This is a genomic window from Methylophilus luteus (genome assembly GCF_042676265.1).
Lineage (GTDB): Bacteria > Pseudomonadota > Gammaproteobacteria > Burkholderiales > Methylophilaceae > Methylophilus > Methylophilus luteus.
Genome location: NZ_JBHTKB010000001.1, coordinates 1,532,813 through 1,547,774 on the forward strand (window position 1 = coordinate 1,532,813; position 14,962 = coordinate 1,547,774).

Here is a 14,962-nt window from a genome sequence, read left to right on the forward strand (position 1 = left end):
ATGCACTGGTTTCGTTTTTTTCATATCATCGGTGTATTCATCTGCTACCGGCTAGACATTTTTTTTGTACGTGAAGACAGGCCCAACCTGTTGCCACGCCTGCTGGATGTGTTGTTCTTCTGGCGTAGCGCACCGCAGCAACGGGCGATACGGCTAAGACTGGCACTGGAGAAACTGGGGCCTATCTTTGTTAAATTCGGCCAGATGCTGTCTACCCGCCGTGACCTGCTGCCGCCGGATGTGGCAGATGAACTGACCAAACTGCAAGACCAGGTGCCGCCGTTCGCCTTTAGCCAGGTTGAAACCATACTCATAGCAGCGTTTAACGCGCCGCTGGAGAGCACCTATGCCGAGTTTGACCCGGTGCCGGTCGCCAGTGCTTCGGTGGCGCAGGTGCACTTTGCCACGCTGCACAGCGGTGAACAGGTCGCGGTCAAAGTGTTGCGCCCTGGAATAGCCGCCATCATCCATCGCGATATCGCCTTGTTGCGCACCATCGCCTGGTGGGTGAAAAAACTTTCCAGCGAAGGTCGCCGCCTGAAGCCGGACGAAATGGTGGAGGAGTTTGCGCGCCATACCGAGCATGAGCTGGACCTGACCCTGGAAGCCGCACAGTGCTCGCAACTGGGCCGCAATTTCAGTGACAAGCGCCTGCTGGTGCCTGCGGTGTACTGGGATTATTCGCGCAAACAGGTGATGACCATGCAACGCATGTTCGGCACGCCGGTGCGCGACACTCATGCCCTGAAAGCGGCCGGCATCAACCTCACGCAACTCGCGCATGAAGGGGTAGAGATCTTTTTCACCCAGGTGTTCCGTGATGGTTTTTTCCATGCCGACATGCATCCTGGCAATATCCAGGTGGTGACCGAAGGCCAGCATAAAGGCAAATTCATTGCGCTGGATTTTGGCATCATGGGTAGCCTGTCACCTACCGACCAGTACTACCTGGCCCGTAATTTCCTGGCATTTTTCAACCGCGACTATCGTGATGTGGCCGTGGCACATATAGAATCCGGCTGGGTACCGGCGGACACCAATGTCGAAGCGCTGGAAACCGCCATCCGCGCCATTTGCGAGCCTATCTTCGAGAAGCCGCTTAAGGATATCTCGTTTGGCCGCACCCTGCTCAGCCTGTTCCAGATGTCACGCCGCTTTGGCGTCAATATCCAGCCACAACTGATCATGCTGCAAAAAACCCTGCTCAATATCGAAGGCATGGGGCGCGAGCTGGACCCTAATATTGACTTGTGGCACAGCGCCAAACCTTTTCTCAAACGCTGGATGAGCGAGCAGATAGGCTGGCGCCGCCTGATCAAATCGGCCAAACACGAGTTGCCTTATGTGCTGGCACATGCAGCAGAGATACCCCGTTTGTTCGAGCAGTATCTGCGTAACCAGAGCGAGTTTGCCAAACAGCAAAGCCATATCGACGCCATGCTGGTCACCCAGCGCAAACAGTCCTCCTGGCAAAAAGGCCTGATCAGCGTGATCGTGGTACTGGTGGTATTACAGGCCAGCAGCCTGCTGCTACTGCTATTTAACTAAATAGTGCTCTATCGCGCGAAATGCATGCCGGAAAAGCCTGAAAATCAGGCTTTTCTTGTTTGCGGGTGAAAGAAACGCTACCTGGCCGGCAGTTTTGTTTTAAAATCTGCCGTTTGCAACAGCTTTAAGGGAAACGGACAGTGCTGATCTGGTTTGTCATGGCGTATTTACTGGTCTCTATAGGCATAGGCCTGGTCGCTGCCAGAAACGTCCACAGTACCAAAGATTACGCAGTGGCTGGCCGCCATCTGCCGCTGCCGGTAGTCACCGCCACCGTATTTGCCACCTGGTTTGGCGCAGAAGCAGTGTTTGGCGTCTCGGCCACTTTTGTGCGTGAAGGCCTGACCGGCATTGCCGCCGACCCGTTCGGCTCCAGCATGTGCCTGATACTGGCCGGTATCTTCTTCTCCAGCCGCCTGTACAAACTCAATATCCTGACCCTGGGTGACTTTTACCGCATGCGCTATAACCGCACAGTAGAGATACTCACCACTATCGCCATCGTGGTTTCCTATATGGGCTGGGTCGCCGCGCAGATCAAGGCGCTGGGCCTGATCTTCAACCTGGTAAGCGACGGCTATATCTCTGAAGAACACGGCATGATAGTGGGCACCTTGATCGTGCTCACCTACACCACTCTGGGCGGCATGCTGTCTGTCGCTATTCTCGATTTCGTGCAGATGATAGTCGTTATCGGCGGCCTGCTCTATATCGCCAGCATAGTCTCAGGCGAAACCGGCGGCGTCACCCCGGTGATAGAGCATGCCCGCAATGCCGGAAAACTGCATTTTTTCCCGCAATCGACCAACTGGAGCGTATGGCTGACCTTTCTTGGTGGCTGGCTGACCATGATGCTGGGTTCTATCCCGCAGCAAGACGTCTTCCAGCGTATCACCTCGGCCAAAACCGCCAATGTCGCGCTGTGGGGCTCGTTGCTGGGCGCCAGCATTTATTTCTGTTTCACCTTTGTGCCCATGTTTATTGCCTATGCCGCCACCCTGATAGACCCGGCCACGTTCGGCGCGCTGGTTGAATCAGACTCGCAACGGGTATTACCGACACTGGTGCTGACCCACACGCCATTGCTGGCACAGGCCATCTTCTTTGGCGCGGTGCTGTCGGCCATTATGAGTTGCTCATCGGCGACCTTGCTCGCCCCTTCCGTCACCTTTGCCGAAAACGTGATCAAGGGCTTTGTGCCCGACATGAATGACCGCGCTTTCCTGCACGTCATGCGCCTGTGCCTGGTCGGGTTTGCCGGCATGGTGCTGTTTTATGCATTGCACTCTGAGTTATCCATTTTTGGCATGGTAGAAAGCGCCTATAAGATCACCCTGGCGGGCGCCTTTGTGCCGCTACTGTTCGGTGCCTTCTGGAAACGTGCGACCAGCCAGGGTGCGCTGGCGGCTATTATCCTCGGCATAGGCAGCTGGATACTGGTGGAGGTACTGGTCGGTGAAGCCAGCCTGGTACCGGCGCAATTGCTGGGTTTGCTGATCAGCGCCATCGCCATGGTGATAGGTTCGTTACTGCCGCAAAAACTGGGCGGCAGCCCGCAACCACCGCATGGATACCTGCATGAACATGCGTCACGCCGGCATGCCGAATAGCGGTTCGTCACTTAAAATATAAACTTACATTGATTTCAATTGACCAATGGATGAATTACCGTTTAAAGCAGTGATTGTTCCAGTTAATAAAAAAGGGGGGCATTCTCGATAATGCCGGGAATCGTTTTTTCACGCAGCAAGTATCTCTATGGTAATTAACAAGCGCTTCTACATCATTATTCTTAGCGTCATTGTGCTGACGGGCTTTCTGGCGACCAGCCTGATCGGCTACTTTGTCGCCAAAGACTCGCTCACCGAACGTCTGCAGCAAGAGATGCTGCCACTGACCAGCGATAATATCTACTCGGAGATCCAGCGTGACCTGTTGCAACCTCTGCTGATCTCTTCGCTGATGGCGAATGATGTATTTGTGTTTGACTGGGTCAACAATGGCGAAAAAGACGCCACTAAAATGACCAGCTATCTGGCGCAGATCCAGAAAAAATATAACACCATCACCTCGTTCTTTATCTCGGAGAAATCCAGGCTTTACTACCACCCTACCGGGGTGCTGAAAAAAGTCTCGGAAGCCAATGAGGACGAAAGCTGGTACTTTGAGGCCAAAAAATCGCATCATCCGTATGTGATCAATATCGATAGAGATACCGCAGATCAGCGCCGCCTGAGCATTTTTGTCAATTACCGCATCGAGGATAAATCCAATAATTTCATAGGCATCATAGGCGTGGGCCTGGCATTGCAATCGGTGGTGGAGCTGATAGAAAACTACCAGAAACGCTATGGCCGCGAGATTTATTTCGTCAACCGCCAGGGCGAAGTCATGCTGCGTAGCAGCCAGTATCAATCCGAGCTGCACACCAAGAACAAGGCGGCCCTGGATAAAGCTTTTGTCAAAATACTGACTTCACCCAGCGCTTCATTCTCATTGAAGACCGAGAATGGCAGCACGCTATACCTCAATAGCAGGCTGGTGCCTGAGTTTGACTGGTACCTGATCGTAGAGCAGGTCAACGACCCGAGTTCTGACCGCATTGAAACCGCCTTTATCATCAATATGACGGTGGCACTGGTGATCAGCGTGATCGTGCTGCTGCTGGCGCATATCGCCGTGCGTGGCTATCATGAAAGACTGGAATCTATGGCTACCCAGGATAAACTGACCGGTGCTACCAGCCGCCAGGTATTCGAGTTCTATTTCAAACAGGCGGTTTCACGCTGCAGGCGCAGAGACGAATCGCTGACCTTGGTGCTGCTGGATATAGATCTGTTCAAGCTGATCAATGACAACTATGGCCACCAGGCCGGTGACCTGGTGCTGACTCGCATCGCACAGCTGATCAAATCGCATGTGCGCGAGGAAGATATCGTCTGCCGCTGGGGCGGTGAAGAGTTCCTGCTGCTATTGGCCGGCTGCGATCTGGAGCGCGCCAGAGGCATCACCGAGATCATCCGCGCCGCAGTGGCCGGCTTGCAGTTCCACTTTAATAACCATGTGGTGAGGGTGACTATCAGTGCCGGGCTGGCCGAGATGCAGCAAAGTGAAGCTTTCGCGCAAGTGGTGGAACGGGCTGACCACCATCTTTACGAAGCCAAACATGCCGGACGCAACTGCATCAAGCCTGACGGCGAGAGCGATGTAGCATCAGGCTTGCAGCGCGCGGGTTGATGGATACGTATTGTAGTCAGTGCTGAACAAGCACACGCGTTAAGCAAATGCGCGCGGCTGGCAGGTGGCGCAATAAAAAGTCGAACGCTGGCCTAACCGTATACTGTTGATAGGCTGGCCGCAGACACGGCAAGGCTCACCAGTGCGACCATAGACATAATAGGTCTGCTGGAAATAACCAGGGTTACCATCTGCCCCAAAGAAATCGCGCAAACTGCTACCACCGGCTGCCAGCGCTGCCTGCAAGGTGGCCTTGATCTCGGCGACCAGTAACTGGCATTGCGCCAGCGTCAGCTGCCTGGCTGGGGTTTCCGGGTGGATACGTGCGCGGAATAAAGACTCACTGGCGTAGATATTGCCGACACCGACCACGATATGCGCGTCCATGATGCTAGTCTTGATCGCCGCATTGCGTGACTTTAATTGCTGTTGCAAGTAATGGCCATCAAAAGCAGCATCCAGCGGCTCAGGCCCCAGGCTGCTCAGCAACGGGTGTGATGCTGGCTCAGCGTCCAGCCACAGCACCGCACCAAAGCGGCGCGGGTCGCGCAGGCGTATCACCCGCCCGTCTTCAAACGCGATATCGACATGGTCATGCTTCTCGTGCGCGAAATAGCGTTCCAGCAGACACAAGCGCCCGGACATGCCCAGATGCAATAACAGCACGCCCTGGCACACCGGCTCGCCAGTTGCACTGATATCGCCTATTTCAATGAGGATATATTTGGCTCGCCGCCTTAATTGCAACACGCGCTGGCCTTGCAGGCGCTGTGGCAGGTCGGCGGGGATAGGCCAGCGCAGGCCATGATGGCGGATGGTGACTGCACTGATGCGCGCGCCCTGTACCGGCAGCAGCCCCAGGCGCGTGACTTCTACCTCGGGTAATTCAGGCATGGGGCTTATTTGCTCTTGGCGGCCTGGATATTCACCGGCGGGTTAACCATGGTGAAACCCACATCATTGGGGAAATGGTAAATAATGCCTTCATCCGGGCGGGCCAGCAGGTATTCTGGCGACTCCTGCATTTTATCAAAATGCACTTTCTTGCCGTCGCGCAACAACACCTCGAATGAAGGATAGGTCTGCCTGTGATCCGGCGTATACACTTCTACAGAAGTCGCCTGCGATTGTGACCAGGTGAAATCCAGCCACTCGTTCATCTCGTTCTGGGTCGGTTTGGCCTTGGGGTCATTGGCAGACCATTTGCCATCAGTGGCCAGTTGCACCTTGAGCGCGTTTTCTTCCCACTGTTCCAGATGCGCCAGGTTAAAACCTGCCAGCTGCTTGCGCTCGGCCGGCGACAATGGCGTCTTGTCTATCATTTCAATGGCTTGCGTAGCCGCCGCTTCGCTATATTGCCCCGCCAGCAGAAACACATGGCCGGCATAACCCACATATTGCTCCTGGCTGACCGGGTTGTGGGTGCCGAAACTGAACACGTGCTCGCCCTGCTTGCCTGACAAAGTCACTCTTAACTCCGGTTGATCCAGCCCATATTTGGCTGCATCCTGCAATGGCAGTTTGGTGGCGCTGGAAGCGGCAATGATAGACAGCGCGCGCTGTACCGACATTTGATCGGCGCGGGCGGCATACGGCTTGCGCATCATCCAGTAACCATCCTGGCGCTCAAACACAGTCGCCGCCTTGGCCGGGAATTCGATTTTCAATGACTGGGCATCGGCCATCTTGAGCGTAGACACCTCGAACATGGCAGTGGCTGCTTTTTCTTGCGGCTTGAGGTGCAGGAAAACCGCGATCCCCACCACCATTGCCAACAGCAACAGGTTCAATATCCATCTTTTTTTCATTGCAAGCGACTCCGTCCGCGATACGACTTTAACGATTCAAACTCAGGCTTTGCGGCGTTTCCACCACAAGAACATCCCCGCGATCAGAATGACTACCGGCAAGATATATTGCGTGCCATAACCGACGATCAATGCGGCGATAGAGCCGGAAGGAATATTGATATTGATATCTTTCAATGGCATAGGCTGGATAGTGATCAGACGGTCATCGCCGGCCAGCCAGTTGATGATATTGATACCCAGATCGAGATTGCCGCCATTGGTGATAAAGGTATTGGCCAGGAAATTGGCATTACCTATCACCACCACGCGCTGGCCTTTTTTACCGTATTGACGCTCCAGTGCTACGCCGATATTGATAGGGCCGGGTTTATCCTTGCCATGGTCAAAACGCACTTCAGGGTTTTGCGCACCGGCAGGGATCTTGTCGGATTCCAGCCAGCCATTCTGCGCCACATCTATCAATCGCCCTACTTTCCAGCCCAGGTCGTCCGAGGCACGGCCATCGACTTCATGCGCTTCTGGAAACACCGTGCGTAACATGAAATTGCGTGTGATCGCGTGGTCACCATAGCGGTTGGCGAATGCCACTTTCGGGTCAGCGTTGTATTGCTCGGCGGTGCGGTCCCACACTATGCCGGGCGACACTTTGATGCCCAGGTAATCTGCCACTTCCTGCAAACCGTGCAGATTGTTGTCATCGAGCAACCACAGCACATTGCCGCCGGCTTCGATATAGGCCTTGATCTTTTTGGCTTCCACCGCGCTCACATCCACCTGCGGCGATGCGATCACCAACATGGCACCGTTAGCCGGCACATCCTGGGCGATAGTCAGATCCGGGTTGGCGAATTTAAAACCTTTGCTCTCCAGCTGTTTGCCGAACTCGCCCAGGTCGTGGTTCTTGAGACCTTGCAGCAAGCGCTCACCGTGGCCGTCCAGGTACATGATAGGCTGGTTATTGGTGCGCGACAGGCGTACCAGCAGGTTAGTCATCTCCTGCTCGGCAAACGGCGGGTTAATGTGCTCACTACGCTTGTTGTATTGCACTACGGTTTCGCCATCACTCACCACACCCGCCTCCTGCGCCAGCTTGGGCTCTTCAGAAGGGTTCACAAAGGTGATAAAGACATTTTTCTTTTCACGCTGGTAGCGGGCGACGAAATTGAGCATGCCCTTGCGGAAAGTATCGCCACTGTTGGCATCATCCTTGGTGGCATACACGGTGATATTGATATCACCTTCCATTTGCTTGAGCACATTGACGCTGCCCTGCGTCAGGATATTGCGGTTGGCCTGGGTGATATCTTTGGTCCAGCGATACTGGCTGGCAAGATAGCCCAACATGACGACCAGGGCCAGAAACACCAGCACAAACATCCAGTTTTGTGCCAGCAGCTGCAATCTTAACTTACGATTAATTTTCATAATGCTTTCAAACTCAAATCAGTGCGCGTTAACCGCGCAGACGGTCAGCATCCAGGCGACGGATGGTCAATGTCAGGAAGGTCACGATAAATAATACAAAAAAGGCCAGGTCAGCGGTGTCGATCAGCCCGCTGGCAAACGACTGGAAATGCGTGGAAAAAGAAAACTGGCCGGCGATATTACTGGGGTCATTGGCGACAAACCGTCCTAGTATCATCAATATAAAAGAAAAAATAAAGCTCAGTATGCCCGCAATGATGGGCTGCGAAGTCAGGCTGGAAAAGTAGATACCCAGTGCACAGAAACTGCCCACCAGCAAGAACAGGCCTATGGTATTCGCCACAATGTAGCCAAAATCAATATCTGACCACAGGTTCAGGGTAGACAACATCAGGCCTATGTACAGAATAAGTGTAGACAGGAAAGCCAACAGACCTAAAAACTTGCCGACCACGATATCTGTGATCGATAGCGGCGAACTGAACAGAAATGGCATGGTCTGGCTACGGCGCTCTTCTGCGATCAGGCGCATGGAAAGCAAAGGCACGGCGAACAGCATGATAAAAGAGGCCGAGCCGTACACGCTTTGCGACACCGACTGCGTGATGCCGAATCGCTCCGCCGGACGGATGGCGCCGGAGGCGACAGCCAGATAGTCATTCACGCCATTGGAGAAGTAATTACCAAACATGGCGGCGATCACCGCCAGGATGATCCACCCCATAGGTGAGGCGAACATGCTTTGCAGTTCTTTTCTTGCAATATTCAACATTTCAGGTCTTTCAACTTTAAGTAGGCTTGCGACATGTAGGCAACATTAGCTGAGCAGATACAGCCGGCTTACGCCGCCTGAGGCAGTTCAGCCGCAGCGCTGGCGTCATGATAGGTGAGCTGGACGAACACGTCTTCCAGGCTGGTCTGGTCAGGCGCGATATGATACAGGCCCCAGCCATGTTGCACCGCTGCCTGCACGATGGCTTCGTGTGGCTGGCTGCCTTCATGGAAGCGGATACGCCATAAGCCATCGGCCGGTTCGACTTCTGCCACGCCGGCAATCGCCAACAGTTGCGCGACCTCTGGCGCCTGGCGCAAACCGACCAGCAGTTTGTTACCTATGCGCTGTTGCTTGAGCACATCGATACCACCATTGAACACCAGCTTGCCTTTATCAATGATCTGCACATGGTCGCACACCATTTCTACTTCTGGCAGGATATGGGTAGACACGATCACACTGTGTTCCTGGCCTATTTCCTTGATCAGGGCGCGGATATCGCGGATCTGGATAGGGTCCAGGCCTACGGTGGGTTCATCGAGTATCACCACCATAGGGTTATGGATAATGGCCTGGGCGATGCCCACGCGCTGCTGGTAACCGTTAGACAGGTTCTCGATCAGGCGCTTGCTCATGTGTGTCAGGCCACACCGTTCTTTGGCGTGCTCGACCGCTCTTTTGATATGCTTGCCGGCGACATTGTGCAGGCGTGCGGCAATGGTCAGGTATTCGTCTACAGTGAATTCTTTATATAGGGGGCGCATCTCGGGCAGGTAGCCTATCAATGCCTTGGCCTCTTTCGGGCTTTCTATCATGTCGATGCCACAGATTTTGACACTGCCGGCACTCGGTGCAAGATTACCGGTTAGCATCTTCATGGTGGTGGATTTACCAGCGCCGTTCGGGCCCAGAAAACCTAATACCTGCCCTTGCTGCAGGTTGAAAGTCACATCGCTCACCGCGGCGCGACCACCATAAAAACGGGTTAACTCAATTGCTTCTACTGTCAAATTTGCCATAATTCTTCCACACACTTGCTGACTCGGGCACACCTGGAATTTATGCTTGTTACCGGCGGAATTCAATACCGGCAAGTAAATCCCAGAGTAAATTCCTAGACAAAGTTTTCACCAAAAAGTTATAGTGACACAAACGACGTTTTAACCTGCATCAGGACGCCAATTACAATTCAGTTACAAATCGCACATTATGGATGAACTTGCACCAACTGTCACGGACTAAACTAAAATTCAACCTCACTTTAGCCCGCTCAGAGGCAGTCTCTGCAACCGCCATAACCAGACTTATTAAACAGGAATTCAGTATGCCTCAAACCAGCCATTTCAAGCTCAAACCTACCTTATTGCGCCGCCCGGCGCTGGCGCTGTGGCTTGCGTTAATGGTAACTCCCGCCTGGTCTGCGAGCAGCACCGCCACCATGACCACGCCGACGGCCGAATTCGTCTACAAATACCTGCTCGGTGAAGTGGCCGCCCAGCGCGGTGAGTTCGTGCTGGCCAGCCAGCTGTTCCTTGATTTAGCCAAGCAGACCCGCGACCCTTTACTGGCTGAGCGCGCTACGCAGGCAGCGACCATTGCCCGCGCGCCGCAACTGGCCCTGCCTTCGGCTGAGCTGTGGTCAGAGTTGTTGCCAGACTCTATCCCCGCCGCGCAGGCAGCCAGCCAGTTACTGATCGCCAATGGCGAACTGAAAAAAGCGGTGCCCAATATACAAAAAGTGCTGGCTGATGAGCGTATACGGCCGAATGCCTTTATGGAACTGAACAGCCTGATGATGCGCGTGACAGATAAAAACAGCGTGCTGGAAACCATACAACTGCTGGCCAAGCCTTACCCTAAACTGCCGGAAGCCCACTTTGCCATCTCGCAGGCGGCCTATTTTGCCCGCAATGAAGCGCTGATGGAAAAAGAGCTCAAAGAAGCTTCCAGGCTGCGCCCAGGCTGGGAGGCCCCGGCGCAGATCCGCGGCCAGATGCTGAGCGAGAAAGACCCGCAAAAAGGCATCGCTTACTATCGCGAGTTTCTCAACGCACACCCCGATGCCGACCAGATCAGACTGGCTCTGGCGCGCACCCTGCTGATCCAGAAAAACACCACCGATGCCAAAGTAGAATTCACCAAACTGGTGGAAAGACACCAGAACAACCCAGAAATGAATGTCATCGTCGGACTGCTGGCACTGGATGCCAAAGAATATGAGTTTGCCGACCGCTATCTGCAACATGCGCTGGACGTAGGCTTTAAAGAGCCTAACCGCATCTACTTTAATTTAGGCCGCTCGGCCGCAGAACAGCACGACGATGCGCGCGCCCTGCAATGGTTTGACAAGATAGGCGATGGCGAGCAGTTTCTGGCTGGCAGGCTGGCAGCCGCGGCTATCATCGCGCGCCGTGATGGCGTCGATGCTGCCATCACCATGCTGGATAATGTCAATGGCCTGAGCGCCGAGCAGCAGACACTGGTGGTGCAGAACCAGGCCCTGATGCTGAACCAGGCCAAACGCACTGACGAAGCCTATGTCCTGCTGGAAAAAGCGGTGCAGAAACATCCTGACAGCCCAGAGCTTTTATATGACTATGCGCTGAATGCCGAGCGCGTGGGTAATTTCAAGGCCATGGAAGATACCTTGAACAAAGTCATCAAGATGAAGCCCGATTTTGCTGCCGCCTATAATGCGCTGGGTTACTCCTATGCTGACCGCAACATCAACCTGGTTGAAGCCAAGAATCTGATCGAAACGGCGACCAAGTTATCGCCTGAAGACCATTACATCATGGATAGCCTGGGCTGGGTGTATTACCGCCTGGGCGACATGGGCCATGCCACTGAACAATTACGCCGCGCCTATGCTATCCAGCAAGACCCTGAGATCGCCGCGCATCTGGCCGAAGTGTTGTGGAAACAGGGCCAGCAGGAAGAAGCCAGCAAGATCCTGGACCAGGCGATCTCTGCCAACCCGGATAACGAAGTGCTGGCCTCCACCGCGCAAAAACTGAAATCCAAGCTGTAATGCACAGGCTGCACCTGGCAACACCCCTGAGCTGGGGCAGAATGGCTGCTAGCTGCCTGTTAGCAATGACACTGGCCGCCTGCAGCACGCTGCCCAAACCACCGGTGAGCCAGACCGCCAACAGTGCGGCGCAGCAACGCATGCAGACCCTGGCGGCCGTTCAGCAGTTTTCGCTGCAAGCCAAGCTGGCGGTGCAATACAGCGGTAAAGGCTATACCGCGCGGCTGGAGTGGCAACATAGCGGGCAGGAAGACCATATGCGTATCTTCAGCCCGCTGGGGCAACAGGTGGCGCTGATACAGCGCACCGCGCAATCGGTGACCCTGACTGACCAGAATGGCAAGCAGCACCATGCCAACGACGTCGCCAGCCTGACCGAGAGCCTGCTCGGCTGGCGTTTGCCACTGGCAGGCCTGAGCCAGTGGATATTGGGTATCCCGCATAGTGGCAGCCCTTACCAGGCCAGCTATGTCGCCAGCGGCGAACCGGTCACGCTGACACAGGATGACTGGCGTATCGAATATGAGGATTACCAGCCCACAGCCCTGAATGGCACGAACGCCTCACTACCCTACACCACCCGTTTGCAGCAGCAGGACATCAGGCTGAAATTGGTCATTCAGCATTGGTGAGCCAGCACTGGTAAGCCGGGCTGGCAGCTGATACAGCCACCGGGCCAGGCTGCATATGGCTTGCCGTGACAGGCTGCGTTTTTAACTAAAGATTCAGCACCAGCTGTCGATAATGGCACTATGAGCCGTTATCTGTTTTCACTCACTTACTCCCGTTTTTGGCTAGCCTCCAGCCTGCTGATACTCGCCTGCCTGCGCCCTGTGGATGCGCAAGCCGCGCAATGGCTGTCGATCAAAAAAACAGATAACAACCAGCTGATGGTCGATAAACAATCGCTGGTCGAAGAAAAAACCTATATCAAAGCCTGGGTAAAAGTAGATTACAGCCAGCCACAGAAAAATGTGGAATCGGTAGATCGCGTGTATAACCACGCCAAAGCCTTGTGGTATTTTGACTGCGCCAAGCGCAAAGCGGCGACCATACAGGTATTCCAGTACGATCAGGGCGAGCTGGTCTATTCCGCAGGCACCACCCTGAAACAGGCCGATTTCATAGAGCCATTGCCTGATTCCGAAGTAGAGATCACCCAGCAATATGCCTGCAAATGGCAAGCCAAGGAAAAACAGCGCGCTGAAGCGATCGCCAAGCGTGCCGCCAACCCTATCCAGCCTGCCGTGGCCAGCGACAAAGATAAACCGGCGGCGACTAACAGTGTCGCCGAGCCAGCCGCCACGCCTGCCGAGACCAATGCTGCCGATAAGCCAGCTGAAAAAGCAGATGGCAAGAACGCCGGCGGCAGCAAGCCGGCCACAGAAGCTGCAGCCCCAAACCCTGCGTCTAAACAGGACCCTGCAGCTAAAAAGCCTGAGCCAGCTGCGGCAGCGCCTGGCAAAGACAAACCGGCCAAAGCCGATAAAGAAGATAAATCCTGGGCCTATAGTGGTGCGCGCGGCCCCGAGAAATGGGGCAGTCTGAACCCTGATTATGCCGTGTGTAACGCTGGCAGCCAGCAATCGCCTATCAATGTAGATAATACGATCACGGCAGCACTCAAGCCTATCAAGCGATTGCAGAAATTCCCGCTGAAGAACATCGCGCTCAAAGATCATAGCCTGATCCTGGATGCGGGCAGCGGCAATATGATGGTGCTCGACCAAAAGCCATACCAGCTGAAATACATCAGCGTGCATGCGCCTTCCGAGCACCAGATCAAGCAGAAATCCTATGCCGCAGAACTGCAGATGGTGCATGAGGACAAGGCCGGCCACCGCGTGATCATTGCCGTGATGCTGGAAGAAGGCGCGGCTAACAGCACCATAGACACGCTGCTGAACAGCATGCCTAAAGAAAAAGAGCAAAGCAGGGCATTGGCTATCCGCGTCACACCGGCAGACCTGATGCCGGCCAAACCAGCCTACTACCGTTATACCGGCTCGCTGACTTCGCCGCCCTGCACCGAAGGCGTACAGTGGATCATCATGAAAGAAGCCCTGAAAATATCCAAGGGACAGCTGACCAGCCTGCAGCAGGCCATAGGCGAGCCTAACCTGCGCCCGCTACAGGATAGCCAGGGCCGCATGATCCTGGAATAGCAGCCGCGACAGCTAATGTTTTAAACTGCCTAGGCTGGCTTTAAACTGCACAGGCATGGCTTTAACTGCGCAGCCATGCTTTACAATAGCGGCATGGAAGCCTGCTTATATTTCGCCCCGTGCAAACTCAATCTGTTTTTACATATCACCGGCCGCCGTGCAGATGGCTACCATGACTTGCAAAGCATCTTTCTGCTGCTGGACCATGGTGACGACCTGCATATCCGCTTGCGCGACGACGGACAACTGCTGCTGCAAAACCCACTGCCTGGCGTAGCGCCGGAAAATGACCTCTGCCTGCGTGCGGCGCGAGCCCTGCAAAGCGCAAGCGGCTGCCAGCTGGGGGCAGAGATCAGTTGCACCAAGCGCACCCCCATGGGTGGTGGCCTGGGTGGCGGCAGCTCAGATGCAGCGACTGTGCTGCTGGCGCTTAACCAATTATGGCAATTAGGCTATAGCCGCCAGCAACTGATGCAGATAGGCCTGACCCTGGGTGCCGATGTACCGGTATTTATCTTTGGCCAGCCGGCCTGGGCAGAAGGCGTGGGCGAGCAGCTTTCTGCGGTCGCCCTACCGCCGGAAATCATGGATAAATACTACGTGGTGATCACCCCGCAGGTGCAGGTTCCAACGGCACAAATATTTGCACATCAAGCATTGACAAGAGATTCAAAACCATTGAGAATAGCGGACTTTTCAAACGGCGCTAATTCCAGCGCGTTCTGGCAGCAGACCAGAAACGATATGGAAGCAGTCGTTTGCGCACTCTACCCTGAAGTTAACAATACGTTGGCCTGGTTAAAACAATACGGCGATGCCCGCATGAGTGGTTCCGGCGCTTCGGTATTCGTTGCGGTAGACAGTGCAGCAAAAGCAGATGAATTGATTGCAAATAGACCAGAAAACACTTCTGGTTTTTGGGCAAAAGGGTTAAAATACCATCCGCTTTTCAGCTCGGCGAAAGATTAAG

Annotated in this window: 12 protein-coding genes; 7 read left to right on the forward strand and 5 right to left on the reverse strand. The window is 54.5% G+C overall.

All coding sequences use genetic code 11. The features are described 5' to 3' along the window. The 3 genes from ubiB (at nucleotide 1) to ACFQ1Z_RS07145 (ending at nucleotide 4,785) form a co-directional block, all read left to right on the forward strand. On the forward strand, nucleotides 1-1,548 hold the full coding sequence (gene ubiB / locus ACFQ1Z_RS07135) for a ubiquinone biosynthesis regulatory protein kinase UbiB (RefSeq protein ID WP_379056635.1): 1,548 nt from the start codon (nucleotides 1-3) through the stop codon (nucleotides 1,546-1,548). Nucleotides 1,549-1,688: 140 nt separating this feature from the next. Further along, complete coding sequence (locus ACFQ1Z_RS07140; protein WP_379056636.1) at nucleotides 1,689-3,158, forward strand: sodium:solute symporter family protein; 1,470 nt, start codon at nucleotides 1,689-1,691, stop codon at nucleotides 3,156-3,158. Between the two features lie 148 nt (nucleotides 3,159-3,306). Continuing rightward, nucleotides 3,307-4,785, forward strand: a complete 1,479-nt coding sequence (locus tag ACFQ1Z_RS07145) for a sensor domain-containing diguanylate cyclase (protein WP_379056638.1) — start codon at nucleotides 3,307-3,309, stop codon at nucleotides 4,783-4,785. A 39-nt stretch (nucleotides 4,786-4,824) separates the two neighbouring features. Here ACFQ1Z_RS07145 and mutM read toward each other — a convergent pair whose 3' ends face one another. From mutM to ACFQ1Z_RS07170, 5 genes are all read right to left on the reverse strand, one after another. Then, the gene (gene mutM, locus ACFQ1Z_RS07150; RefSeq protein WP_379056640.1) at nucleotides 4,825-5,679 is read right to left on the reverse strand and encodes a bifunctional DNA-formamidopyrimidine glycosylase/DNA-(apurinic or apyrimidinic site) lyase; all 855 of its coding nucleotides are present in this window, start codon (nucleotides 5,677-5,679) and stop codon (nucleotides 4,825-4,827) included. Between the two features lie 5 nt (nucleotides 5,680-5,684). Next, entirely contained in the window at nucleotides 5,685-6,593 is a 909-nt protein-coding gene (locus ACFQ1Z_RS07155) for a DUF4340 domain-containing protein (RefSeq protein ID WP_379056641.1), read from the reverse strand. Nucleotides 6,594-6,635: 42 nt separating this feature from the next. Then, nucleotides 6,636-8,021, reverse strand: coding sequence for a GldG family protein (locus tag ACFQ1Z_RS07160; RefSeq protein ID WP_379056642.1), 1,386 nt, complete (start codon nucleotides 8,019-8,021; stop codon nucleotides 6,636-6,638). Between the two features lie 28 nt (nucleotides 8,022-8,049). Then, on the reverse strand, nucleotides 8,050-8,793 hold the full coding sequence (locus ACFQ1Z_RS07165) for an ABC transporter permease (RefSeq protein ID WP_379056643.1): 744 nt from the start codon (nucleotides 8,791-8,793) through the stop codon (nucleotides 8,050-8,052). A gap of 68 nt (nucleotides 8,794-8,861) precedes the next feature. Continuing rightward, a complete protein-coding gene (locus ACFQ1Z_RS07170) occupies nucleotides 8,862-9,815 on the reverse strand; it encodes an ABC transporter ATP-binding protein (RefSeq protein ID WP_379056645.1) in 954 nt (317 codons plus the stop codon). Nucleotides 9,816-10,120: 305 nt separating this feature from the next. On the opposite strand from ACFQ1Z_RS07170, the gene ACFQ1Z_RS07175 reads away from it, so the two are divergent. The 4 genes from ACFQ1Z_RS07175 (at nucleotide 10,121) to ispE (ending at nucleotide 14,961) form a co-directional block, all read left to right on the forward strand. Further along, nucleotides 10,121-11,827 carry a tetratricopeptide repeat protein gene (locus ACFQ1Z_RS07175; RefSeq protein ID WP_379056646.1) on the forward strand — a complete coding sequence of 569 codons (1,707 nt, stop codon included), beginning with the start codon at nucleotides 10,121-10,123 and terminating at the stop codon, nucleotides 11,825-11,827. A gap of 41 nt (nucleotides 11,828-11,868) precedes the next feature. Further along, nucleotides 11,869-12,459 carry a lipoprotein insertase outer membrane protein LolB gene (lolB, locus tag ACFQ1Z_RS07180; RefSeq protein ID WP_379056648.1) on the forward strand — a complete coding sequence of 197 codons (591 nt, stop codon included), beginning with the start codon at nucleotides 11,869-11,871 and terminating at the stop codon, nucleotides 12,457-12,459. Nucleotides 12,460-12,579: 120 nt separating this feature from the next. After that, entirely contained in the window at nucleotides 12,580-13,992 is a 1,413-nt protein-coding gene (locus tag ACFQ1Z_RS07185) for a surface-adhesin E family protein (RefSeq protein WP_379056649.1), read from the forward strand. Nucleotides 13,993-14,085: 93 nt separating this feature from the next. Then, entirely contained in the window at nucleotides 14,086-14,961 is an 876-nt protein-coding gene (gene ispE, locus ACFQ1Z_RS07190) for a 4-(cytidine 5'-diphospho)-2-C-methyl-D-erythritol kinase (protein ID WP_379057192.1), read from the forward strand. The last annotated feature ends 1 nt before the right edge of the window (nucleotide 14,962 follow it).